The sequence below is a fragment of the Blastochloris viridis genome (assembly GCF_001402875.1).
In the GTDB taxonomy this organism is placed as follows: Bacteria; Pseudomonadota; Alphaproteobacteria; order Rhizobiales; family Xanthobacteraceae; genus Blastochloris; species Blastochloris viridis.
Genome location: NZ_CP012946.1, coordinates 1,556,757 through 1,578,894 on the forward strand (window position 1 = coordinate 1,556,757; position 22,138 = coordinate 1,578,894).

Sequence of the window (22,138 nt, forward strand, 5' to 3'; positions counted from 1 at the left end):
GTGCTAATCGGGCCGCCAAGCTGGGTTCTGACTGCCGGGTTCTGACATGCCGACCCCCGACCACGCGGCGCTGGTGCTGTTTTCCGGCGGCCAGGATTCCACCGTCTGTCTCGGCTGGGCGCTCGACCGTTTCGACACGGTCGAGACGGTCGGCTTCGCCTACGGCCAGCGCCACCATGTCGAGCTGGCGGTGCGCCCGCGCATCCGCGCCCGCCTGGAGGCGTTGAAGCCGAACTGGGTCGGCCGGCTCGGCGACGATCACATCATCGACCTTGGCGTGCTGGGGCGGCTGTCGGAGACGGCGCTGACCCGCGACGTCGAGATCCGGCTGGCCGACAGCGGCCTGCCCACCACCTTCGTGCCGGGGCGGAACCTGATCTTTCTCAGCTTCGCCGCGGCGCTGGCCTACCGGCGCGGTATCCGCCACCTCGTCGCCGGCATGTGCGAGACTGACTATTCCGGCTATCCCGACTGCCGCGACGACACCGTGAAGGCGATGCAGGTGGCGCTGTCGCTCGGCCTTGACCGGCCGGTGACCGTCCACACCCCGCTGATGTGGGTCGACAAGGCCGCTACCTTCGCGCTGGCCGAGGCCATCGGCGGTCCGACCTTTCTCGACGTGGTGGTCGAAGACACCCATAGCTGCTATCTGGGCGACCGCGCCACGCGCCACCCCTGGGGGTATGGCTGCGGCGGCTGCCCGGCCTGCCGGCTGCGCGCCGAGGGCTGGGCGCGATTCCAGAAGGTGCGGTGATGCAGATCGATACCCGCCGGCGCATCGAAGGCGCCGCCTTCCTCGTCCTGTTCGCGCTGACCATTCCGGTTGCCAACTGGATGGTCGGCAATGTCGGCACGGTGTGCGTGGCGGACGGCCCGTGCCTGGTGCCGGTGGCGCCGCACCTCACCGCGCCCTCCGGGGTGTTGATGATCGGGGCCGCGTTGGTGCTGCGCGATCTGGTGCAGCGCCGGCTCGGCGCCGGTGTCGCGGTGCTGGCGGTGCTGGCCGGGGCGGCGCTGTCGGCGTTGGTGGCACCGCCGGCGCTGGTGGTGGCGTCGGCGATGGCATTCCTGGTGTCGGAGCTGGCCGACCTTGCCGTCTACACCCCGCTGCAGCGCCGCGGGTTCGTCGCCGCGGTGGTGGCCTCCAGCGTCGCCGGCCTGGTGGTCGATTCAATCGTGTTCTTGTGGCTGGCGTTTGGCTCGCTCGACTTCCTGGCCGGCCAGGTGCTCGGCAAGGCGTGGATGGTGGCGCTCAGCGTGCCGGTGGTGACGTGGCTGCGCCGCCGCGACGCCCGCGCCGGGCTGGCGGCCGCCTGATCCGGCCGGTCGCACCACGTCCGGACGACCGGGCAAGATAGCGGCCGCCGGTCCGATTGCGCCGGGCGGTCGCGCTGAGCCTTTGGGTCGTCTCATTCTTGCCAAGCCGGTATCGGCTTTTGTGACCCATGCTCCTGGACATGGACGAGGCGGCGGCATGGACGCATTTTTCCTGATCTCCAAGCTGATCGGCTTCGTGGTGTCGCCGGCCAACGCCTTGATCCTGCTGCTGCTGCTCGGCGTCGCCACTTTGCGCTGGCGGTTCGGCCGCCGGCTGGCGGCGCTGGCGACGGTGCTGCTGGTGGTGTGCGGGCTGTCGCCGCTGGCCAATGTGCTGCTGGCGCCGCTGGAGCAGCGCTTTCCACGCTGGGATGCCGGCCGCGGCCTGCCGGACGGCATCGTCGTGCTCGGCGGCGCCATCGACAATGCCGCCTTCGCCCGGACCGGCGACCTCGCCCTCAACGAGGCGGCGGAGCGGATGACGGACGCGGTGGCGCTGGCGCGGGCCTATCCGGCGGCGCGTCTGGTGTTCGTCGGCGGCAGCAGCGGGCTGGTCGACAGCGGCGCTACCGAGGCGGACGCGGCGCGGGCGTTCTTCGCGCGGATGGGGGTGGCGCCGGAGCGAATCGAGGTCGAGGACCGCTCGCGCAATACCGTCGAGAACGCCGCGTTCACCAAGGCGCTGGTGCAGCCCAAGCTCGGCGAGCGCTGGCTGCTGGTCACCTCGGCCTGGCACATGCCGCGCGCGATCGGCTGCTTCCGCGCCGCGGGGTTCGCAACCGAGGCCTATCCGGTCGATTTCCGCCTGCCGGGGCAGGGCACGCTGTGGCCGTTCTTCTTCGTCTCGGACGGGCTGCGCCGGCTCGACCTCGCCAGCCGCGAGTGGATCGGCCTGGCCAGCTACTACGCCACCGGGCGGATCGACACGCTGTTCCCGGCGCCGTGACGCCGGCTCGCCGGCCTTTGGGCGGTTTTGCGCGAGCGTCCGCCGATCTGGCGGCACCAGGGCGGTCGCTCCAAGCATTTGAGTTGAAGCGTTTTTCTGAGAATTCTAGTCGTTGCGCGGCAGGCCGAGGCGATAGACCCCCTTGAAGTCGGTGGGGTCGACCGGCTTGCCCTTGCGGGTGATGACGAGGCGGCCTTCGAGCGCGAGGCGCACCGCGACGCGGCGCACCACCGGCAACAGGGGGTGCCAGTCCGGCGTGCCGCTGGCGGCGCGGGCGGCGTCGGTCGGACAGATGGTGCCGCCGGCGCGGGCGGTGGCGAGGCTGAGGATGGTGCGGGCGACCGCGTCCTCGTCGATATCGGTCATGGCGGGGGCGTTCTTGATGCGAGGAACCGGACGGCGGCTGGCGCGTTCGGCGGTTGAGGGCGAAGTCCGACGCCCGTGGCGCAGACTCACCGCGGGTGGACCATGCAGGCCATACGACAGGAGCGCGCGATGGACACCCCCGTTGACGATCGGGCCGTGAACGATCCGGCCGACGACGCCCCAAACAGCGGCGAGGGCTGGCAGGCGGTGGCCTTTACCGGCGGTGCGGCGCTGGCGTTCGCGGTGCTGGCGGCGATGGCCAGCTTCACTTGAAGGCGACCGGGTCGCCGGCGAACACGTCGCCGAACTCCGGGCCGTGCTGGCGTCGCAGCATCACCACCAGCACCGCCAGCGTGGTCGCCAGCAGAATCCAGGCGTTGACGAACCAGCCGAGATAGCCGAGCGCGAAGAACAGCGCGCGCTGGCCGCGGTTGAAGTGGCGGGCGGCGATGATGTGGACCTTGGCGGTGCGGTCGGCCATCGCCAGCGCCGCCGGGTCGTCCTTGTACGCCGCGGGCGGCACCGAGCCCATCATGATGGCGGCGTAGTTGAACAGCCGGTACGACCACGCGAACTTGAAGAAGGCGTAGACGAACATCACCGTCAGCCCCAGCGACTTCAGCTCCCAGGTGCCCTGGGTGGCGTCGATCGCCAGCGGCAGTTCGACCAGCAGCTTCTGCACGTCGGCCGATGAGCGCAGCAGCGCCAGCGCCCCGCCGATGGCGAACAGCGAGGACGAGGCGAAGAACGCGCTGCCGTTCTGCAGGCTGGCGGTGATCTGGGTGTCGACAATGCGGACCTCACGGCTCAGCATCTGCCGCATCCAGGCGTGCCGGTAGCGGTCCATGACGTGGTTGAGGTTGCGCGCGCCGTACGGGCTCCACTCCAGCACCGCGTGGTAGCACAGCCACGCGAGGGCGAAGATGGTGATCGCGCCAAGGTCGAGCGGGGTCAGGCCAAACATGGCTCCGCTCTTGCGGCAGGATCGGCGCCAATGCAAGCAGCGAGCCGACGCGGCCAAGCGACGCTGTCCGGGTGACCTATGGTCATGCCTTGCGCACCGAAGCGCGGGCAGGGCAGGAGCGCCGCGGCACGCGCGGGCCGAACATCCCGCTGAATTGTGTTGTCGCGGCCGGGATTTTCGGCGAACGGAAAGGGGCCTTGGCCGGGGATGCCGGGGCGAATTTCGGCTGGAGCTTCGCCATGCTGCGCCTTGTGATCGGCAACAAGAACTATTCGTCGTGGTCGATGCGGCCGTGGCTGGCGATGCAGGTCGCCGGCATTGCCTTCGACGAGGTGCTGATCCCGCTCTATGACGGGGACTACAAGGCCGCGATCCTTCGCCATTCGCCGACGGGCAAGGTGCCATGCCTGATCGACGGCGATCTCCGGGTGTGGGAATCGCTGGCGATCCTGGAGCACCTCGCCGAGCGCTTTCCGGACCGTGGGCTGTGGCCGGCCGATGGTGCGGCGCGGGCCGAGGCGCGCTCGGTTGCCGCCGAGATGCACGCCGGTTTCTCCGCCGTGCGCCGCCTTCTGCCGATGAATCTCGCGCGGCCGATTGCACCGCGGGCGCTGACGTCGGAGGCCGCCGCCAATGTGACGCGTGTCCTCGCCATCTGGCGCAGTTGCCGCGAACGGTTCGGCGCCGGCGGGCCGTTCCTGTTCGGCGCGTTCAGCGCGGCGGATGCCATGTTCGCGCCGGTGGTGACGCGCTTTCGCACCTATGACGTTGCGGTCGACGAGGACGCTGCCGCCTACATGGCGGCGGTCGAGAGCCTGCCGGCGTTCAAGGCCTGGAAGGCCGCGGCATTGAAGGAGCCGTGGGTGATCGAAGCCAGCGAGGTCGACTGGCCCGAGGTCAAGCGCATGAGCTGATGCGGACCACGGTCCGTCCCGGCCGCACCTTCCGACCGGTTGCGACCTGAACCAACGGTCAACTTCCGTCACCCCTGCGCTTGCGTCATAAATGCGGGGAACCGGCCGCAAAAAAGTGCCGGGCTGTTCGGGAGGCCTTGGTGGCTGTCATTGCGTCCAGCATCGACACCGGCGCGCCGGTATTTGCGGAAAACCGGGCCGCCATGGCGGCGCTGGTCGAGGAGCTGACGGCGCGGCGCGCCGAGGCGGCGCTGGGCGGCAACGCCAAGACGCGCGAGCGCCACGTCGTCCGCGGCAAGCTGCTGCCGCGAGAGCGGGTGATGCGGCTGATCGACCCCGGCACGCCGTTCCTCGACCTCGCCCCGCTTGCCGCGTTCGGCATGTACGAGGGCGACGTCCATGGCGCCGGACTCATCGCCGGCATCGGCCGCGTCGAAGGGCGCGAGTGTGTCATCGTCTGCAACGACGCCACCATCAAGGGCGGCACCTACTACCCGCTCACCGTCAAGAAGCACTTGCGCGCCCAGGAGATCGCGGCCGAGAACCGGCTGCCGTGCGTCTATCTGGTTGATTCCGGCGGCGCCAACCTGCCGCACCAGACCGAGGTGTTTCCGGACCGCGACCATTTCGGCCGCATCTTCTTCAACCAGGCCAAGCTGTCGGCGGCCGGCATCGCCCAGGTCGCGGTGGTGATGGGCTCGTGCACCGCCGGCGGCGCCTATGTGCCGGCGATGTCGGACGAGACCATCATCGTGCGCAGGCAGGGCACCATCTTCCTCGGCGGCCCGCCTTTGGTGAAGGCGGCGACCGGCGAGGTGGTGTCGGCCGAGGATCTCGGCGGTGCCGACGTCCACGCCCGCCACTCCGGCGTCGCCGACCATTATGCCGCCGACGACAGCCATGCGCTGGCGATCTGCCGGCGCGTCGTCGGCAACCTCAACACCCGGAAAGCCATCCACATCGCGCTGCGCGAGCCGCGCCCGCCCGCCTATGACGAGGCCGAGCTCGACGGCATCGTGCCGGCCGACAACCGCCGACAATACGACATCCGCGAGGTGATCGCGCGGCTGGTCGATGCCTCCGAGTTCGACGAGTTCAAGCGGCTTTACGGCACCACTCTGGTCACCGGCTTCTCGCACATCCACGGCATCCCGGTCGGCATTATCGCCAACAACGGCATCCTGTATTCGGAGAGCGCGCTGAAGGCGGCGCATTTCGTCGAGCTGTGCTGCCAGCGCCGGGTGCCGCTGCTGTTTTTGCAGAACATCACCGGCTTCATGGTCGGGCGCGAGTACGAAGCCGGCGGCATCGCCAAGGACGGCGCCAAGATGGTGACGGCGGTGGCGTGCGCCAATGTGCCGAAGATCACCGTTATCGTCGGCGGCTCGCACGGCGCCGGAAATTACGGCATGTGCGGGCGGGCGTACTCGCCGCGCTTTCTGTTCTCCTGGCCGAACTCGCGCATCTCGGTGATGGGCGGCGAGCAGGCCGCGGTGGTGCTGGCGACGGTCAAGCGCGACAACATCGAGGCGGCGGGCGGGGCGTGGTCGCTGGAAGAGGAGGCCGCGTTCAAGGCGCCGATAAGGGCCAAATACGAGGCCGAGGGCAGCCCCTATTTCGCCACCGCGCGGCTGTGGGACGACGGCATCATCGCGCCCGCGGAAACCCGCCGCGTGCTGGCGCTGGCGTTCTCCGCCGCGCTCAACGCCGAGGTGCGGCAGACGCGGTTCGGCGTGTTCCGGATGTGATGGCGCGCAGCATCGCTGCCGCCTGCTGTCTGGGAGAAGCTTCGAAGTGACCCGTCCGGGTCCGGGCGGCATCAGGCTAAGTGTTTGATTTTGTTTGGCTGGGGGACCTGGATTCGAACCAAGACTAGCGGAGTCAGAGTCCGCTGTTCTACCATTAAACTATCCCCCAAAATTCTGATGCAACATCAGAGCCTTGGGTCCGGGCTTCGCTGACAGCCTGTCGGCCACGCAAATCGCCGCCCCGGATGGGCACCATATAGCGACCTCATTTGGCGCGGTCCAGCCCCTGCGAACAACGAAGTCGCTTCTCAACAGGGTGGGTGCGGCCGCCCGGCGCCGAAACGGGCAGGGCGCGTCCGACGGTTCCGGGCTGATCACGTCGTGATCTCAAGGAAGCAACCTCGCCGGAAATCTCTGATCGGAAGGGGATTTCGGCGACAGGGATGCGAAACTCCGGCCGCGAGGCCCGATTTCGCGTCAGGACGCCCGGCCGTCGGGGGCGGTCTCGGCGGGCGGCGCCGGCGAATCGGCGGCCACGTCGACGTGATCGGGCTCGGCGTCACCGATCGGCCCTGGAGGCGAATCGGCCGGCTCGCTCGCCGCCGCGCTGATGGCATCGTCGGGCGCAGTCTCGTCGACCGCGGCTTGTTGGGCAGCGACTTCCTGAGCCGCGATTTCTTGGATGTGGCCCGCCGCGCCGGCGGCAGCCGCATTCTCCGGATCTGTTGGGTCGTGGTCCGCACCGTCCTGGCCGGCGATCTTTGACGCGGCGATCTCTTGCCCGGCGATCTCCTGCCCGGCGACCGCGTCAGTTGCGGGCTCTTGGGTTGCGGGCGGTCGGGCCGGCGCCACTTCAGCCAGCGAGTCTTCAGCCAGCGAGTCTTGGGCCGGCTCGTCTTGAGCCGGGTCAGCCGGGCTGTCGTCGGTGTCGCGGCCGGATTCGTCGTGCGGCGCCGGCTCGCTCGCCGCGGCCGGCGTGTCGTCGCCCAGGGCCGCGGGCGCGGCCTCGGCTATCTCCGCTGCCTCCGCCGGGATCGCCGCGGCGGCGAGGCCGATCGCGGCTTCCAGGATCGCGGCTTCCGCGGCGACCTGGAGCGCCTTGTCTTGAGTCGCAGCACCGTCCGCGGCTGGTTCGGCGGTCACCTCGCGGCCGGTCTCCAGACCGCTCTCCCGCTCGCTGTCCTGGCCCGTCTCCTGATCCGCGCCCTCGCCGGCGGCGGCCGGCTCCGGCTTGGCGGCGGCGCGGCTGGCGTCGAGGTCGGCCATCAACTGGTCGTGCAGCTTGTCGAGGGCGCGGTCGGCGTCGAGCCACCAGTCGGTGCTCCAAACCCGATGGATGCGCCAGCCGAGCCCGGTCAGCACCTGCTCGCGCAGCCGGTCGCGGTCGCGGGCGGTGGCGGCGCGGTGATAGGTGGCGCCGTCGCACTCCACCCCGGCGAGGTAGCGGTGCGGCGCGTCGGGGTCGACCACGGCGAGGTCGACGCGGAACGCCGACACCCCGACCTCGGCGCGGACGCTCCAGCCGCGGCGCTCCAGCGCCGCCTTCACCGCCGCCTCGAACGGCGAGGCCGAGCTGCGGCCGGCGGCGAACGCCTCGGCGATCGCGCCGGTGCCGCGCTCGGCGAATTCGAGGAAGTGCTTGAAGTCGCGCACGCCGCGCGAATCGGTGCGCGACAGGTCGATCTGCTCGGCCCGCAGCGTCGCGAACACCGCCAGCTCGCGGCGGGCGCGGGTGATGGCGACGTTGAGCCGGCGGTGGCCGCCGTCCCGGTTCAGCGAGCTGATGGTGGCGACCGGGCGGCCGCTGTCGTCGGGTGCCACCGCCACCGAGAACAGGATGACGTCGCGCTCGTCGCCCTGCACGGTCTCGAGGTTCTTCACGAACACCGGCTCGTGCCAGCGCGCCGGGTCGAAGAACGGCTCCAGCTCGGGACGGCCGCGGCGCGCCTCGTCGAGCAGGTTCTCGATCAGCCGCTGCTGCTCGGCGTTGAAGGTGACGACGCCGAGCGAGGAGCGCTGCAGGGTGAATTCGGGGTCGGCGAGGCGGCGCACGATGTCGCCGACCACCGCATCGGCCTCGACGCGGTTGACCCGGCCGGCGCCGCGCTCGTAGACGCCGCCCGGCACGTGGACGTAGCGCACCGCGGTGTCCCGGGTGAGCGGCGAGGGGAAGGTGACGAGGCGGCCGGCGTAATAGTGGGCGTTGGAGAACGCGATCAGGCTCTCGTGACGGCTGCGGTAATGCCAATCGAGCCGGAGCTGCGGAATGTTGGAGGCAAGGCACTCGTCGAGGATGCTCTCCTGGTCCTCGATGTCGGCGTCGTCGTCATTGGCGGCGCCGCGCTCGCCGACGCTGGTCGGCGGCAGCTGCTCGGGGTCGCCGACGATCACCACCTGGCGGCCGCGGGCGATGGCGCCGATGGCGTCCCATACCGGAATCTGCGAGGCCTCGTCGAAGATCACCACGTCGAACGGCGCCAGGTCGGGCGGCAGATATTGCGCGATCGACAGCGGGCTCATCATCACGCACGGCGTCAGCCGCGTCAGCACGTTGGGAATGCGCGCGAACAACTGGCGCAGCGGCCGGTGGCGGGCGCGCTTGGCCAGCTCCCGCGCCAGCGCGCCCCATTCCGGATCGGCGCCGAACGCGGTCGGCGAGGGTACCTCGCCAACCAGCCGCGACCGCACCACCCGCCGCGTCAGCTCGGCGACCTGCTCGTCGGCGGCGCGGAAGCGGGCAATGGTGTCGGCGTGGCGGACGGCGGTGAAGCCGCGCAGCAGGTGGTCCTCGGTCATGATGCGGTCGGCCTGCCAGCGCGCGTAGGCGGCCTCGAACGCAGCGTCGGCCTCGGCGGCGCCAATGGCGCCGCGGGCGATGGCGTCGACCAGCGGCGCCAGCCCGGCGGCGCGGGCGCCGGCGAGCGCGGCGTTCCAGTGGCACCAGCTCTGGGCCTGGGCGAGGTGGCTTTTCCAGCGCTCGGCACCGGCGATGGCGTCGTCGAGCCAGGACGGGCCCGCGGTGAAGGCGGGCGGGCGCTCGCCGCCGCCGGCCAGCGCCGTCATCGCCTTGTGCGCGGCCACCATGGCGTCCAGCGCTGCGTTCAGCGCCTCCGCTGCGGTGCGCGCCTCGCCGCCCGGCTCGAACAGGTGGCGGAACTCGGTCTGCAGCAGAATTACGTGGTGGAGGATCTGGTCGGCCTCGACGCCGGACAGCGCCTCCAGCTTGGCGGCGAGCTGGCGGGCGTAGTCGGTCCATTCGAGCCAGACCCGGACGGTGGCGGCGTCGGTGTCGAGCCCGGCGAAGGTGGTGCCGACGTCGCCCAGCCGGTCGCCGAGCGCGTCGGCGGCCCTGGCGAAGTCCTTGATGTCGATCAGGATGGCGAGGTCGGCGCCGATGTCGCCGCCGAGCCGCGCGGTGGCGAACGGCTGCAGCGCCTGGCGCACCCGCTTCTGGCGGGCGCCGCGCACCACGAAATTGGCGGTGGTGGCGGCGATCCAGTCCGACAGCAGCGCCCGCAGATCCTCGCGATAGACGCTGGCGCGATAAGGCGCGCTGAGGCCGCCGGCGAGCTTGCCGGCGCGCGCCTGCAGCGCTTCGAGTTCGGCCAACGCCTGGCGCACCTTGTCGACGCCGACGCCGAGCACCTTGACGCCGTCGTCGGCAGCCGGGTGCAGCAGCAATTGCCCGAGCGCGCGCAGCGCCGAGGTCGCCGACGGGGAGTCGGCGACGGTGAGCCCGATCGAGGCGCCGAACGCCTCGGCCCTGCCGCCCAGCGCGCGCGCCGCGGCGACGAAGGCGTCGATGGCCTGCTCGAACTCGGCCCGCCAACGCGGGCTCCAGTCGGTCACCGCGATGCCGCGCAGCGCATGGTGCGCCGGCTCGCCGACGTCGGCGAGGGCGATGCGGATGTCGCCGATCAGTTCGCGCAGCCGGGCGAGCTGATCGGGGGTGTGCTCGGCGTCGCCGAAATCGAACCGGACGGCCTCGAAGCGGCCGCGCGCGGCAACGACGCGGCCGAACGCCTCGTGCGCGGTCATGCCGCTCGGCCGGCGGCGGTGGAGCGCCTGCACCAGCGCGTTGAGCTCGTCGCGCAGCCGCGCCAGCACCGCGGTGGCGACGTGCCAGCCCTCGGTCGAGGGCGCGGAGCGCTCGTGCCAGGCCATCTTGAGCTGGCCCAAGACGGCGGACTTCTGCGCCTTGGCGGAGTGGACCTCCAGGCAGTATTCGCCGAGGCCGATGTCGCGCAGCCGGCGCTGCACCACCTCCAGCGCCGCGGTCTTCTGCGACACGAACAGCACCGAGCGTCCCAGCGCCAGGCACTGCGAGATCATGTTGGCGATGGTCTGGCTCTTGCCGGTGCCGGGCGGCCCGAACAGCACGAAATCCTTGCCGCTTGCCGCCGCCACCACCGCCGACAGCTGCGAGGAATCCGCCGGCAGCGGCGCGAACAAATCGGAGGGATGCAGCGTGCCGTCGATGGCGTCCGGGGTCGGAAACGCGACGTCGTCGCCATAGGCGTGCTGCGGCGTGTCGATCAGGTGCTTCACCACCGGGTTGCGCTTGAGCAGATCGGTGCGCTCCACCAAATCCTTCCACATCAGGAATTTGGTGAAGGAGAAGGTGGCCAGCACCACGTCGGGCGCGACTTCCCAGCCATCGAGGTCGCGAATGTGGGTGCGCACGATCTGAAGGATGCGCGCGATGTCGAGGCCGGACTCGTCGCCCGGCAATTCGCCCTCCAGCTCGGGCAGGCTGAGGCGGTAGTCCTGCCGCAGCATTTCCAGCAGGGTCGGGTTGAAGCGCGCTTCCTCCTCGTGGGCGGCGAGGCGGAAGCCGCTGCGCACGCTCGCGCGCTGCAGCGCCACCGGGATCAGCACCAGCGGCGCGCGGCAGAGCTTGCCGTCGGATTTTGCGCCGGTCTTGGCGCGGTCCTGCGGCCGCCACGACAGGAAGCCGACGGCGAGAAACAGGATGTTGGAGCCGCCGTCCTCGAATGCCGTCCGCGTCACCCGGAACAGCTCGGTCAGGCGGGCGTCGAGGTCGGCGGGCGTGAGGAAGGTGTGGAGCTCGTTGCGCTGCTCCAGCGCTTCCAGCACGACGTTGCGGCGGGCGTCGTCCTGGCGCTGGGCGATGAACAGCGTCGGGTCGCGCGGGTCGGTGTCGCCGAGCACGTCGCTCTTGGGCAGCAGCTTGAAGCGCTTGCCGGCCGACAAAAGGTCCTCCAGCCGGGCCGGGACGGTGCAGTCGAGCGCGACCGCGGTCTTGCCGTCCTTGAAGTTCAGCAGCCGGTTGCGCAGCGACAGATCGAGCAGCTTGCGCTTCCAGCGCTCCAGCCGGTCGAGCCGGGCGTCGGCGGCTTCGCGGACGACGACGTCCTCGGCGAAGCTCGGCGCGTCGTCGAGGCCGATGTCGACCGGGGGGCGCTCGGTCGGGGCGGGCGGGGAGGCCGGCTCGGCAAGGTCGAGCGGGCGGATGCCGCGGGTGCGGGCGCGCTTGACGTCGAGCGCGAATTCCAGCGCGCTCGGCGCGCCGTCATCGAGCAGCTTGGCGGCGTGCTCGACCGCCTGGCGGAACCGCGCCGGCGGGGTCTGGGTCAGCAGCGTGGTCTCGATGAAGATCAAATCGTCGAGGTCGCGCCGCTTGCGCAGCACCTGGCCGTCGTCGACCACCGCGGCGGAGAAGCCGTCGTCCTTCAGCCACAGCCCGACGAAGGCGTGGCCCTTGGTCAGCACCACCAGCGGGTTGAGGTGGGCCTGCTCCAGGCAGGCGGCGAACAGCAGGGCGCTGTCGAGACAGGTGGCGAGGCAGCGTTCGAGAATGTCGCTCGGGCTGCGCACCTTCTGGCCGGTCTGCTCGAAGCTGGCGGGCGGCAGCACGTAGGCGATGCTGCGGCCGGCGAGCGCCGACCAGATGGCGCCGGCGGCCTCCCACGCCCGCTGGCGCGAGCCGGCGGCATAGCCGGCGATCTCGTTGCCGCGGCCGGCGACGGCCAGCCTGGCGGCGGCGTCGTGCAGCACCACGTCGACGGCGGGGTCGTTCGGCCGCACGAACGCGGCCAGAAGCTCGGGCGCCGCGGCGCTGCCGCCCCAGTGCGAGGGCGGCAGCAGTTCGATCGGGAAGGTCTGGCCGGCCAGGGTGGCGCCGCCGCTGGTGGCGGTGATGGTCACGCTGCCGCGGATGGTCTCGGTGACGTTGCGGAGAAAGCCGGCGTCGAGTGCAAGGTCAGGCGTGCGCAGGTGGTGGGTGGTGCCGGCGGCGATGGCGTCGATGCGAATCGTCAGCGGCTTGGCGAAGGCCGGCTCGGAGGCGATGGCGACCTCGACGTCGGACACCGCCGCGGCGCCGCCGTTGTGGAGGACGATTTCGTGAATCAGGGGAACGGCGTTCTGATGGAACGCGGCGCTGAGATGGCCCGCAATGGCGCCCCTGATGACGAAGCCGGTTTCACTCACAACGGCTGTTCCCTGTTTCCGGCAGGACAATATCTGCTGCCGTTAGGTTTGTTGTGACCGGTCGGCAAGCGCTTTTATAGCGGATCGATGCTGGATGCGATCTGGCGCGGCGGTCGCAACCGACCCGAATAACCCGCAATTGCACCCGTGAGCTGTCGGATATTTCCACCGAAAGGGGAACTCCGGCGAATTGTCATCGGAACTCCTGCGCCCGCAGGTTAACCCCGCAACGTGACGAAAGTGCCCGCGCCGCGTGTTGCCGCCGGCCTGCCGTCGGTGCCGTCCTGTGACACGGTTTGCAGTCGGTCAAGCCGGCAGCCGGACGCAGTTTCGGCGAGAGGCCGGCTATCGAACACGGATTTTCGACGAAACTGCGTCCGGGATCACCAAGGGATCACCCGGAAACCGTATCAGTCCGGCTCCGCCGGGGCGCTGTAGCGGCGCTCGATCATCGCCCGCAGCTGCCGGCGGCTGTCGGCGGGCCCGACGTCGGCGGTGAGGCGGTCGGCCTCGGCGGCGAGGTCGTCGTCCTTGATCACGTCGCGGAACCAGCGGGCATAGTCGCCGCGGCGCAGGTGCCACAGCCAGGTCATGTCGTCGAGGCCGTCGGCGATCTGCATGAAGATGGACAGGTTGTGGGCGCGGAGATTGAGCAGGCCGCTCGGGCCGCGGAAGTAGAAGCTGCGGTCGGCGCCGAGCCGGCCTTCGGCATATTTGCGGGTGTGGCGCTGGCGCTCCTGGCGCGGCAGGTCGGCGGCGATCCAGCGCGGCGGCTGGTCGTCGGCGCGGTCCCAGAACAGCACCTCGTTCGGCCGTCCGGCCGGCGGCGGCACCGGCGGCGGCGGAAGGTCGAGCGTCCGGCAGAAACTGGCGATCACCTCGCCGGCGGTCGGCCCGACGCCGATGACGGTGCCGACGCCGGCGAGCACGGTGGGGCGCACCGCCTCCGGATGCACGGTGACGTAGATCGTCGACGCAGCGGCCGCGACCAGTACGCCATCGGCGGTGTCGGAGCTGGCGGGCAGCATGTGGTGGGCCTCGTCGGCCACCAGCCAGTGCGGCCGGGCGGTTCGGCGGCGCAGCTCGCCGATCGGCGCCAGGAGGTCGGCGAAGAAGCGCGGCCGGTCGGCGATGGCGATGCCGAGCATGTCGACCACCAGCACGTTCGTCGTCGCCTTGCGCAGGAGGTCGAGCACTTCGTCGGCGACCGGCGCCCGGCTGGCATCGCCCAGCACCACGGCGTCCTGAAGCGTCTCGTAGTCGCCCTCGGGGTCGAGCACGCAGGTCTGGAAGCCCTGGGCGGCGAGCTTCTCAAGAATGGCGGTGACCAGGGTCGACTTGCCGTGCCCGGAGGCGCCGGCGATCAGCACGCCGCCATGGGCGAAGCGCAGCGCCGCGCTGCCGTCGGCGCCGAGCGGGATGCGGTGGCGCTCGGCGGCAAGCGAGGCGAAGCGGGCGTCGTCGGCGATCAGCGCGTCGATCGCCTCGACCACGCCGGCACCGTGGTCGGCGGCGGTGACCCAGTCGGCGGTTGCCTTGACGGCGTCGAGGGCATTGGCGACCGCGACGCCGCAGCCGCTGACGCTGAGGAAGGCGAGGTCGTTCTCGGCGTCGCCGATCGCGATGGTGTTGATCGGGGCGAGGTCGAAGGCGGCGAGGGCGGCGCTGAGCCCGCTCGCCTTGTTGATGCCCGGCGCCAGCACCATCACCGCGCCTTTGTTGAAGACGATCTGCCAATCGAGCCCGAGATTGCGGATGCAGGCCAGCACGGTGGTCTCGTGCGGCTCTCGGGTGGCGATGATGCCGCGGCCGACGACGAGCGGCGCCACGCCGCGGGCGCGCAGCGCCTCCACCAACTGGGGCGGCGGAGGCGGCGCGATCGGCCGCTCCTCGCCGGTGGCCGGGAAATAAAGCAGCGCGCCATTTTCGGCGACAATGACGTCGAACAGGTTGGCGCGATCGAACACCTCCAGGAGGTCGCCGAGGTTGCGCCCGGTGACCATCGCCAGCCAGCGCCCGCTGGCCTTCAGCCGTTCCAGTGCGGCGACGGTGGCGGAGTCAACCCGGCCGTCGTGGGCCAGCGTGCCGTCGTAGTCGGTGGCGAACGCGATCAGGTCGATAGGGTTCATGGTCGGCGCTCCGCAGCGAAGTTCAATCGTGCGCACGGTCGCATGGTTCCGCGACGGCATCGCGCTTCGAGCCCGACATCCGGCGCTTGGGCGCAGGTGGCGGAATTCATCTCGCATTCAACGCCATGCGGCTCGGTACGTCTGGACGCTTGCATCTGTGTGCCAGGGACGGGCCGTCAACCCCGTTTGCCGAACGCTTCGAGCGCGGCCTTGAGCTCGGGGTTGGCGGTGGCGTGCGCCTCAACCGGAATGCCGCGGGCGATGGCCTGCCAGGCCTGGCGGATCGAAGCGGCGCCGCCGCGCGGTCCCATCGGGTGGCCGAACACGCCGCGGCCGGGCACGAAGCCGAAATCGGTCGAGCCGATCTTGTGGAACACGCCCTCCAGCGTCGCCGCCGAATCGCTGCCGCCGGGCACCGGCAGGCACGGCTTGATCGGGCCCATCGGCTCCAGGCAGGCGTGGATGCACGCCACCACCTCGTGCTCGGGCGTCATCATGCGCGGGCCGAAGCCGGGCATGATCACCGCGTCGAACCCGGCGAGGCGCTGCAGCCGGGTGAACACCCGCGAATGCACGCCGTAGCCGGCAAGCCGGCTGAAGGCGGCGATGAACGGGAAGTGGGCGATCAGCGGCACCTCGGCGTGGCGGCGCAGCATGCGCACCCCGCTGAGGCCGACCGGCATGGCGTTGACGAGCAGCGCATTGGCGCCGGCCTCGACCGCGACGTCGTGCAGCTCGATCAGGCGGTCGACCTCGTCGGTGATGTTGGCGAGGTAGATTTTCGGCTCGCCGGTTTCCTGCTCGGCCCGCCGCCGCGCCGCGCCGAGCGCGGCGGCGCGGGCCTTGAGCGGGCACCACGGAATATCGGCCAGCATCTCGTCGTCTTTGGCGATGTCGAGCCCGCCGAGCCAGCTCTGATAGCCGAGTTCGGCGAACGGCTCGGGCGGAAGCCCGATGTTCGGCTTGATGACGCCGAAGAAGATCGGCCGGTCGAACGCCTTCAAGCGCTCGCGCAGGCCGTTGAGGCCGAATTGCGGCCCCTCGAACGCGGCGAGATAGGACGCCGGAAAGCGGATGTCCTCCAGCCGGATCAGCGGAATGCCGGGGGCGAAAAACACCCCTTCGCCCAGCACCGCGGACAGCAGGTTGGGCAGGCGCGGACCGAAATTGCCATGGGGGTGGGCGATGGTCGCGCGGCAGGCGTGGACCTCGCCGCGCACCGCGCACTCGACCGGGATGGAGAAGCCCGACGGCCGCGGCTCGGCGCGGAGGTCAAGCACCTTGGCGGCGAAGCGTGGCCGGAAATCTTCGTCGACGCCGACTCGCCGCCACTGCGCGGTTGATTGTTCGCTGGCAAGGTGGGCGGCGGCCTCGTGGGGGTCGCCGGCGCACTCGAAGCTGAAATCGAGCTCGATATAGTCGTCGAGATTGAGATCGGCGCGGACGGCAAAAAAGCCGGCGATGTCGTCCTTCGTCATGAGGTCAGTGAATCCCGATCAGTTGCAGGTCGAGGTGGCGCCGCTCGCGCGGCCCGTCCAGCTCGATGAAGAACACCGACTGCCAGCCGCCCACCATCAGCTCGCCGTCGGCGACCGGGATCGCTTCGGAGGCGTTGACGAACAGCCCGAGCAGGTGGGCGTGGGCGTTGTCGCGGCCGTCGACGGTGGAGAGGTTGTGCAGCCAGTCGCCGTCGCGCGGCACCAGCCGCTTGAGGAACGTGACCATGTCGCGCTGAAGCTGGGCCTCGCGCTCGTTGAGGTTGACCCGCGCGGTGGTGTGCGGCGAGATCACGGTGAGAAGGCCGTCCCGGACCCCGCTCGCGGCGACGAAATCGCGCAGCTGCGGGGTGACGTCGACAATCTGAATGGGGTCGGTGGTGGCGAGGTCGAGCCGGTGCCTGAGGATTTTCATGGAAACGTCCGGGACTGCCTGTGACGCGTCTTTCGCAAGGGCGGGAGCCGGGCTCGCGAAAGAAAATACGAAAAACCAAAAGATTAACGTGCAGAGCCGAGCCAGTCGGCATCGTCCGACGCTTCTGCCTTGAGTAGTCGGGCGGACGGTGGGGATCAAGCCGAGGGGAGGACGTACGCGCCGGCCCGCAGTCGGGCGGCACTCGGGCCGGACGCGTCGCGTCGCCGTGGGCGATGCCGCCCGCCTGAAATGGCGGCATCAAACTGGCGGCGGCGGACTTCACTCGCCCTGGCCGCCTTGCGACAGAGATTTTGCGGAATGAAAGCTTGGAAAGCTTGGAGAGACCGCTTGGTGCAACCGGATCGGCTGGCGCTAGCCGGCGCCGAACGTGATCACCGCCCAGCCGACGATGCCGAACAGGCAGAGCCCGATCAGCGCGGGCATTTCCCAAGGTTCCTCGGCGCGGATGCGCTCAGCAGGCGTCATCAGACGCGGATCCTTGCGCGGATGCCGGGTGGGTTCCATCGCGTTCTCCTATCGCTGGAAACACCAACCCTGAAGGGGCGGGCCGGGTTGCCGGCGCGGACAATCTGTCGCGCACTTGGCCGAGGGAACCGGCATTCGACGAAAGTCGATCCCGCTGGGATGGAAGGTTTCGGCGCCAAGCTGCACGCATTGCGACCGTAGTTCGGCAACACCAGGATTCGCCGCCGGATGGCCGCAAAGTGGTCGCGGTTCATTCATGTCGGGTTCAGGCCCTTCCGCCCATTGTTTAGTGCCGTTCCAGAAGGATCGGTTTACCGAAACCGGACAACCAACAGGTGTCCTGACATGGTCTCGCGTTTTCTGCTCGTCGGAGTTGCCGCAGCGATGCTGTTCGGCGGCGTTGCGATTTCGGCGCCGACCCCGGCGTCGGCGCAGGAGGCCGGCATCGAGCTGGTGCAATATTGGGGGGATGGGCCGCCCCGGCGCCATTATCGCCGGCCGCCGCCGCCGCCGCCGCGGTACTGGGGCCATTCTCGCCGGCCCTACTACGACCGCCATTACCGCCGCCCGCCGCCGCCGCCGCCGCGTTATTGGCGGGGCGACCGGCCTTATCGCTATTACTGACCGGGGACCGGCCCGAGCCGGTGTCCGGCGGGGCCGGCCGACCCGTTTGCCGTCCGGATCCGGGAGACGTCGCAATCCCGGATCCGTCCCTGCCGGCTGCTCGTAAGTTGGGGCGGCGCCGGCGCAGCGACGCCCGCGCGTGCGATTGGAGGCACCCATGACGTTCGGATTTCTCAAGAAGGCGATGGCGACGGTGCTGGCCGCGATCACCCTGGTGAGCTTCGCCATGCCTGCGCAGGCGCAGTGGGGGCCGCCGCGCCACCACTATGGCTACGGTCCCGGGCCGGGTCCGCACCATTATTACGGGCCAGGTCCCTCTCGCTACTACTACGGGCCGGGCCCGTACTATCGCCCTGGCCCGCGCGGCTATTACTACCGCCGTGACCGTGGCGACGGCGCCGCCGCCGCGGTCGCCATCATGGGCCTTGCGGCCGGTGCCGCCATCGCGTCGCAGAGCCGGCGCTGCTGGATCGAGCAGCGGCGGGTGCGGCTCGACTCCGGCCGCCGGGTGTGGCGGGATGTGCGGGTGTGCCGCTGACGGGGCGGCCGTCAGTCATCTTCCGTCGCGATCAGCGAGGCGTTGCCGCCGGCGGCGGCGGTGTTGACGGCCACCGTCTGCTCCTGCGCGAACCGCGGCAGGTAGTTTGGGCCGCCGGCCTTCGGGCCGGTGCCGGACAGCCCCGAGCCGCCGAACGGCTGGCTGCCGACCACGGCGCCGATCATGTTGCGGTTGACATAGACGTTGCCGACGCCGAGCCGCTCGATGACCCGCCGCACGGTGGCGTCGATGCGGCTGTGGATGCCGAGCGTCAGGCCGTAGCCGTTCGACTTGATGGCGTCGACCAGCTGGTCGAGGTTGCCCGCGCGCCAGCGCACCACGTGCAGCACCGGCCCGAACACCTCTTCCGTCAGTTGTTCCGGGCTATCGAGCGCAATGATGGCGGGGGCGACGAAATGGCCGCCGCTCGGCGTCGTGCCCCGCCAGACGAGGCGCCCGGCGGCGGCGTGGGCGGCGATCCAGCGCTCCAGCCGGGCTTTCGCCTCGGCGTCGATCACCGGGCCGACATGGGTCGAGGGCTGGCGCGGGTCGCCGACCTTAAGCTCGCGCGCCGCGCCCGCGATCATCGTCAGCATCTTGTCGGCGACGTCGGCCTGCAGGCACAGCAGCCGCAGCGCCGAGCAGCGCTGGCCGGCCGAGCGGAACGCCGAGGCCACCACGTCATCGGTGACCTGCTCGGGCAGCGCGGTGGCATCCACGATCATGGCGTTGATGCCGCCGGTCTCGGCGATCAAGGGCACGATCGGGCCGTCCTTCATGGCAAGGGCGCGGTTGATGGCGCGGGCGGTCGAGGTCGCGCCGGTGACGGCGACGCCGGCGACGAGGGGATGCGCCACCAGGTGCGCCCCGATTTCGCCGTCGCCCGGCACCAGATGCAGCGCCGACGCCGGCACCCCGGCGCGGTGCAGCAGCGAGGTCGCAAAGTCGGCGATCAGCGGCGTCTGCTCGGCGGGCTTGGCCACCACCGCATTGCCGGCCGCGAGCGCCGCCGCGATCTGGCCGACGAAGATGGCGAGCGGGAAGTTCCACGGCGAGATGCAAACGAAGACGCCGCGGCCGCGAAACGCCAGGGTGTTGTCCTCGCCGGTCGGTCCCGGCAGCTTGAGCGGGGCGGCGAACAACCGCTCGGCCTCGGCCGCGTAATAGCGCAGGAAATCGGTCGCCTCGCGCACCTCGGCCAAGGCGTCGTCGAGCGTCCGGCCGCCTTCGGCCTGAAGGAGCGCGATGGCGCGGCCGCGCTCGGCCTCCAGCAGGTCGGCGGCGCGGCGCAGCGCCCCGGCACGCAGCTCGGCCTTCGTTGCCGCCCAGGCAGCAAAACCGCGTTGCGCGGCGTCGACGGCAAGGGCCGCGGCTGCGGCATCGGCCTCGATCACGGTGCCGACCACGGTCTCGGCGTCGATCGGGCTCACCGCGAGGCGGGCCGTGCCAGGGATGGGCCTGCCGTCGATCCGGGGCGCGGCATCCGCCGCCGGCACGGCGCCGGCCGCGGCCTCTGCCAGCAGGGCATCGAGCGCGGCGCGGTGGCCGAACTCGACGCCGGCCGCGTTGCGGCGGCTGTGGCCGTAAAGGTCGCGCGGCAGCGGAATGCGGCGGTGGCGCGCCCGCTCGGGACGCGCAATCCAGCTCTGCGGCCTGACCAGCAGCGCGGAGATCGGCACCAACGGGTTGGCGGCGCCGGCGACGAAGCTCGAATTGGCGCCATTTTCGAGCAGGCGCCGCACCAGATAGGCGAGCAGGTCGGCGTGGCCGCCGACCGGGGCATAGACCCGGACCGCCGCGGCGGGGCGGCGGGCGGTGAGGTCGGCGTACATCGCCTCGCCCATGCCGTGGAGGCGCTGGAACTCATAGCCGTCGACGCCGCCGGCGAGCTCGATCACGCTGGCGACGGTCAAGGCGTTGTGGCTGGCGAACTGGGGATAGAGCCGCGGCCGGGCGTTCAGCAGGCGCTTGGCGCAGGCGAGAAAATTGAGGTCGGTCATCGCCTTGCGGGTGAACAGCGGATAGTCGGCAAGGCCGCGTTCCTGCGCGCGCTTGATCTCGGAGTCCCAATAGGCGCCCTTGACCAGCCGCACCATCAGCCGGCGGCCGAGCGCGGCGGCCAGCGCGTCGATATGCTCGATCACCGCGAGGGCGCGTTTTGAATAGGCCTGGACGGCGAGGCCGAAGCCGGTCCAGCCGTCAAGCTCGGGGGCGGCCAGCACCGAAGCGAACACCTCGAGCGAGAGTTCGAGCCGGTCGGCCTCCTCGGCATCGACGGTGCAGTTGAGGTGGTGGGCGCGCGCCGCCCTCGCCAGCTCCAGCATGCGCGGCACCAACTCGGCCATCACCCGGTCGCGGCTCACCGCCTCGTAGCGCGGGTGCAGCGCCGACAGCTTGATCGAGATGCCCGGCCGGGCCGGCAGCGGGGCGGCGCCGGCGTTGCGGCCGATGGTCTGGATGGCATTGGCGTAGGCGTCGAAATAGCGCTGCGCGTCCTCTTTGGTGCGGGCGCCTTCGCCCAGCATGTCGAACGAGAATAGCTCGCCGCGCCGCTCGGCGGTGGCGGCGCGGCCCAGCGCCTCGCCGATGGTGCGGCCGAGCACGAAGTGCGAGCCCATCAGCCGCATCGCCTGCCGGGTCGCGGCGCGCACCGCCGGCAAGCCCAGCCGCTTGACCAGCGCGGCGACGATGGAATCCGGCGTGGCGCCGGGCTGGATCAGGCGGGCGGTGACGCCGAGCGCCCAGGCCGAGGCGTGCACCAGCACGGTCTGGCCGTGGGCTTCCAGCTCGCCCCAATGGCCACGGCCGAGCTTGTCCTCGATCAGGCGGTCGGCGGTGGCCTCGTCCGGCACGCGGAGCAGCGCCTCGGCCAGCACCATCAACGCCAGGCCCTCCTGGGTGGAAAGCGCATAGGCCCGCAGGAAATCCTCGACGCCGCCGATGCCGCCGGCGCCTTTGCGGATCGCTGCGATCAGCTGGGCGGCCTCGGCGTCGATGCGGCGCTCGGCGTCGTTCGGCAGCGCCGCGGCGGCGAGCAGGCCGGCGGCGATGTCCTCGTCGGGGGCGGCGAACGGGGCCTCGAAGGGGGGCAGGGCGGTCATCGGCGGTCTCGCAAAGCCAACCAAGGGTTGGCCGAGACCAAGGAGGTTTCAAGCCCATAAAGCGGGCGGCCGTTGCGGCGCCGTATCGGCGACCGCGTGCCGGGCGCACGCGGGTGCCGAATGCCGTCACGGCAAAGCGGTGGACGCGGGCATTAAGCAACAGAAAACCGCAAGGCGACGGCCGCCTTGCGGTTCAACCTGTCGTGTCCAACGCGTCGATGTCCGCCGGCCGATACCGCCGGGATGTCAGACCGGCGCGGGTTGAGCGCCAAAAACGATGACCAGCGTGCCGATGATCGCGATCGCGCACAGGATCAGCACGGCCACGATCACCCAGGGCTCATCCTTGTTTCGCTCGCGCGCGGACATCAGCAGCGGGTCCTTGCGCTCGGGCGACGTGTTGCGCTCCAGGAGCGGAGCCTTGGTCTCCGTCACTCCGTCTGCGGCCTTTTCCATGACAGGTCTCCTCTCGCTTCGTTGGCCGGCACCGAGGTGCCGCGTGACTTCCTACCAGATGCCGCGCGGCAGCACCTCATCGATTGCCTTCGGCAAAACCGCTATCCGGCGCCGGTTCGCGGCAGCCTCTATACAGGAGTGCCGGCTTTGTGAAGTCGCAGCTTCGACGGCTTTTCAAACGGCTT

General features: G+C 70.5%; 17 protein-coding genes and 1 tRNA gene. 8 read left to right on the top strand and 10 right to left on the bottom strand.

Annotation, left to right across the window (positions count from 1 at the left end; translation table 11 throughout):
• The first annotated feature begins 46 nt into the window (after positions 1 to 46).
• From queC to BVIR_RS06950, 3 genes are all read left to right on the top strand, one after another.
• Positions 47 to 754: a 7-cyano-7-deazaguanine synthase QueC gene (gene queC / locus BVIR_RS06940; protein ID WP_055037040.1), complete on the top strand. Its 708-nt coding sequence runs from the start codon at positions 47 to 49 to the stop codon at positions 752 to 754.
• Positions 754 to 1,317, top strand: coding sequence for a VUT family protein (locus tag BVIR_RS06945; RefSeq protein WP_055037041.1), 564 nt, complete (start codon positions 754 to 756; stop codon positions 1,315 to 1,317). Before queC ends, BVIR_RS06945 begins: the two co-directional genes overlap by 1 nt.
• Positions 1,318 to 1,474: 157 nt before the next feature.
• Positions 1,475 to 2,263, top strand: coding sequence for a YdcF family protein (locus tag BVIR_RS06950; protein ID WP_055037042.1), 789 nt, complete (start codon positions 1,475 to 1,477; stop codon positions 2,261 to 2,263).
• 105 nt (positions 2,264 to 2,368) lie between these two features.
• Here BVIR_RS06950 and BVIR_RS06955 read toward each other — a convergent pair whose 3' ends face one another.
• The gene (locus tag BVIR_RS06955; RefSeq protein ID WP_055037043.1) at positions 2,369 to 2,629 is read right to left on the bottom strand and encodes a DUF3253 domain-containing protein; all 261 of its coding nucleotides are present in this window, start codon (positions 2,627 to 2,629) and stop codon (positions 2,369 to 2,371) included.
• Positions 2,630 to 2,758: 129 nt separating this feature from the next.
• On the opposite strand from BVIR_RS06955, the gene BVIR_RS16750 reads away from it, so the two are divergent.
• Complete coding sequence (locus tag BVIR_RS16750) at positions 2,759 to 2,902, top strand: hypothetical protein (RefSeq protein ID WP_156331029.1); 144 nt, start codon at positions 2,759 to 2,761, stop codon at positions 2,900 to 2,902.
• Here the strand turns inward: BVIR_RS16750 and BVIR_RS06960 are convergent.
• A complete protein-coding gene (locus BVIR_RS06960; protein ID WP_055037044.1) occupies positions 2,895 to 3,593 on the bottom strand; it encodes a DUF599 domain-containing protein in 699 nt (232 codons plus the stop codon). The two genes, BVIR_RS16750 and BVIR_RS06960, sit on opposite strands and share 8 nt — an antisense overlap.
• Before the next feature lie 239 nt (positions 3,594 to 3,832).
• Here BVIR_RS06960 and BVIR_RS06965 point away from each other — a divergent pair, with 239 nt between their 5' ends.
• Together BVIR_RS06965 and BVIR_RS06970 are read left to right on the top strand one after the other, a co-directional pair.
• On the top strand, positions 3,833 to 4,507 hold the full coding sequence (locus tag BVIR_RS06965; RefSeq protein ID WP_055038731.1) for a glutathione S-transferase family protein: 675 nt from the start codon (positions 3,833 to 3,835) through the stop codon (positions 4,505 to 4,507).
• A gap of 203 nt (positions 4,508 to 4,710) precedes the next feature.
• Positions 4,711 to 6,255: a carboxyl transferase domain-containing protein gene (locus tag BVIR_RS06970; protein ID WP_169788623.1), complete on the top strand. Its 1,545-nt coding sequence runs from the start codon at positions 4,711 to 4,713 to the stop codon at positions 6,253 to 6,255.
• A gap of 95 nt (positions 6,256 to 6,350) precedes the next feature.
• Here BVIR_RS06970 and BVIR_RS06975 read toward each other — a convergent pair.
• From BVIR_RS06975 to BVIR_RS16755, 6 genes are all read right to left on the bottom strand, one after another.
• Positions 6,351 to 6,424 (bottom strand) — tRNA-Gln (locus tag BVIR_RS06975).
• 308 nt (positions 6,425 to 6,732) lie between these two features.
• Positions 6,733 to 12,708, bottom strand: coding sequence for a DUF4011 domain-containing protein (locus BVIR_RS06980; protein WP_082416798.1), 5,976 nt, complete (start codon positions 12,706 to 12,708; stop codon positions 6,733 to 6,735).
• Positions 12,709 to 13,118: 410 nt separating this feature from the next.
• The gene (locus BVIR_RS06985) at positions 13,119 to 14,837 is read right to left on the bottom strand and encodes an HAD hydrolase family protein (protein WP_335338143.1); all 1,719 of its coding nucleotides are present in this window, start codon (positions 14,835 to 14,837) and stop codon (positions 13,119 to 13,121) included.
• A 176-nt stretch (positions 14,838 to 15,013) separates the two neighbouring features.
• Positions 15,014 to 16,315: a RuBisCO large subunit C-terminal-like domain-containing protein gene (locus tag BVIR_RS06990; RefSeq protein WP_055037045.1), complete on the bottom strand. Its 1,302-nt coding sequence runs from the start codon at positions 16,313 to 16,315 to the stop codon at positions 15,014 to 15,016.
• A gap of 4 nt (positions 16,316 to 16,319) precedes the next feature.
• Entirely contained in the window at positions 16,320 to 16,748 is a 429-nt protein-coding gene (locus BVIR_RS06995; protein ID WP_055037046.1) for a secondary thiamine-phosphate synthase enzyme YjbQ, read from the bottom strand.
• A 372-nt stretch (positions 16,749 to 17,120) separates the two neighbouring features.
• The gene (locus tag BVIR_RS16755; protein WP_156331030.1) at positions 17,121 to 17,273 is read right to left on the bottom strand and encodes a hypothetical protein; all 153 of its coding nucleotides are present in this window, start codon (positions 17,271 to 17,273) and stop codon (positions 17,121 to 17,123) included.
• Between the two features lie 306 nt (positions 17,274 to 17,579).
• Between BVIR_RS16755 and BVIR_RS07000 the strand changes: the two genes are divergently transcribed.
• Positions 17,580 to 17,858, top strand: coding sequence for a hypothetical protein (locus BVIR_RS07000; RefSeq protein ID WP_055037047.1), 279 nt, complete (start codon positions 17,580 to 17,582; stop codon positions 17,856 to 17,858).
• A 157-nt stretch (positions 17,859 to 18,015) separates the two neighbouring features.
• On the top strand, positions 18,016 to 18,396 hold the full coding sequence (locus BVIR_RS17075; protein WP_055037048.1) for a hypothetical protein: 381 nt from the start codon (positions 18,016 to 18,018) through the stop codon (positions 18,394 to 18,396).
• A gap of 11 nt (positions 18,397 to 18,407) precedes the next feature.
• On the opposite strand, the gene putA is transcribed toward BVIR_RS17075, so the two are convergent.
• Together putA and BVIR_RS07015 are read right to left on the bottom strand one after the other, a co-directional pair.
• Positions 18,408 to 21,497 (bottom strand): bifunctional proline dehydrogenase/L-glutamate gamma-semialdehyde dehydrogenase PutA, encoded by a 3,090-nt coding sequence (putA, locus tag BVIR_RS07010; RefSeq protein ID WP_055037049.1) that lies wholly within the window; start codon positions 21,495 to 21,497, stop codon positions 18,408 to 18,410.
• Positions 21,498 to 21,743: 246 nt separating this feature from the next.
• Positions 21,744 to 21,953: a hypothetical protein gene (locus tag BVIR_RS07015; protein WP_055037050.1), complete on the bottom strand. Its 210-nt coding sequence runs from the start codon at positions 21,951 to 21,953 to the stop codon at positions 21,744 to 21,746.
• Positions 21,954 to 22,138 lie beyond the last annotated feature (185 nt).

Coding starts and splice junctions, on each gene's coding strand:
- queC (WP_055037040.1), top strand. CDS start 47: ATGCCGACCCCCGACCACGCGGCGCTGGTGCTGTTTTCCGGCGGCCAG.
- BVIR_RS06945 (WP_055037041.1), top strand. CDS start 754: ATGCAGATCGATACCCGCCGGCGCATCGAAGGCGCCGCCTTCCTCGTC.
- BVIR_RS06950 (WP_055037042.1), top strand. CDS start 1,475: ATGGACGCATTTTTCCTGATCTCCAAGCTGATCGGCTTCGTGGTGTCG.
- BVIR_RS06955 (WP_055037043.1), bottom strand. CDS start 2,629: ATGACCGATATCGACGAGGACGCGGTCGCCCGCACCATCCTCAGCCTC.
- BVIR_RS16750 (WP_156331029.1), top strand. CDS start 2,759: ATGGACACCCCCGTTGACGATCGGGCCGTGAACGATCCGGCCGACGAC.
- BVIR_RS06960 (WP_055037044.1), bottom strand. CDS start 3,593: ATGTTTGGCCTGACCCCGCTCGACCTTGGCGCGATCACCATCTTCGCC.
- BVIR_RS06965 (WP_055038731.1), top strand. CDS start 3,833: ATGCTGCGCCTTGTGATCGGCAACAAGAACTATTCGTCGTGGTCGATG.
- BVIR_RS06970 (WP_169788623.1), top strand. CDS start 4,711: ATGGCGGCGCTGGTCGAGGAGCTGACGGCGCGGCGCGCCGAGGCGGCG.
- BVIR_RS06985 (WP_335338143.1), bottom strand. CDS start 14,837: ATGAACCCTATCGACCTGATCGCGTTCGCCACCGACTACGACGGCACG.
- BVIR_RS06990 (WP_055037045.1), bottom strand. CDS start 16,315: ATGACGAAGGACGACATCGCCGGCTTTTTTGCCGTCCGCGCCGATCTC.
- BVIR_RS06995 (WP_055037046.1), bottom strand. CDS start 16,748: ATGAAAATCCTCAGGCACCGGCTCGACCTCGCCACCACCGACCCCATT.
- BVIR_RS16755 (WP_156331030.1), bottom strand. CDS start 17,273: ATGGAACCCACCCGGCATCCGCGCAAGGATCCGCGTCTGATGACGCCT.
- BVIR_RS07000 (WP_055037047.1), top strand. CDS start 17,580: ATGGTCTCGCGTTTTCTGCTCGTCGGAGTTGCCGCAGCGATGCTGTTC.
- BVIR_RS17075 (WP_055037048.1), top strand. CDS start 18,016: ATGACGTTCGGATTTCTCAAGAAGGCGATGGCGACGGTGCTGGCCGCG.
- putA (WP_055037049.1), bottom strand. CDS start 21,497: ATGACCGCCCTGCCCCCCTTCGAGGCCCCGTTCGCCGCCCCCGACGAG.
- BVIR_RS07015 (WP_055037050.1), bottom strand. CDS start 21,953: ATGGAAAAGGCCGCAGACGGAGTGACGGAGACCAAGGCTCCGCTCCTG.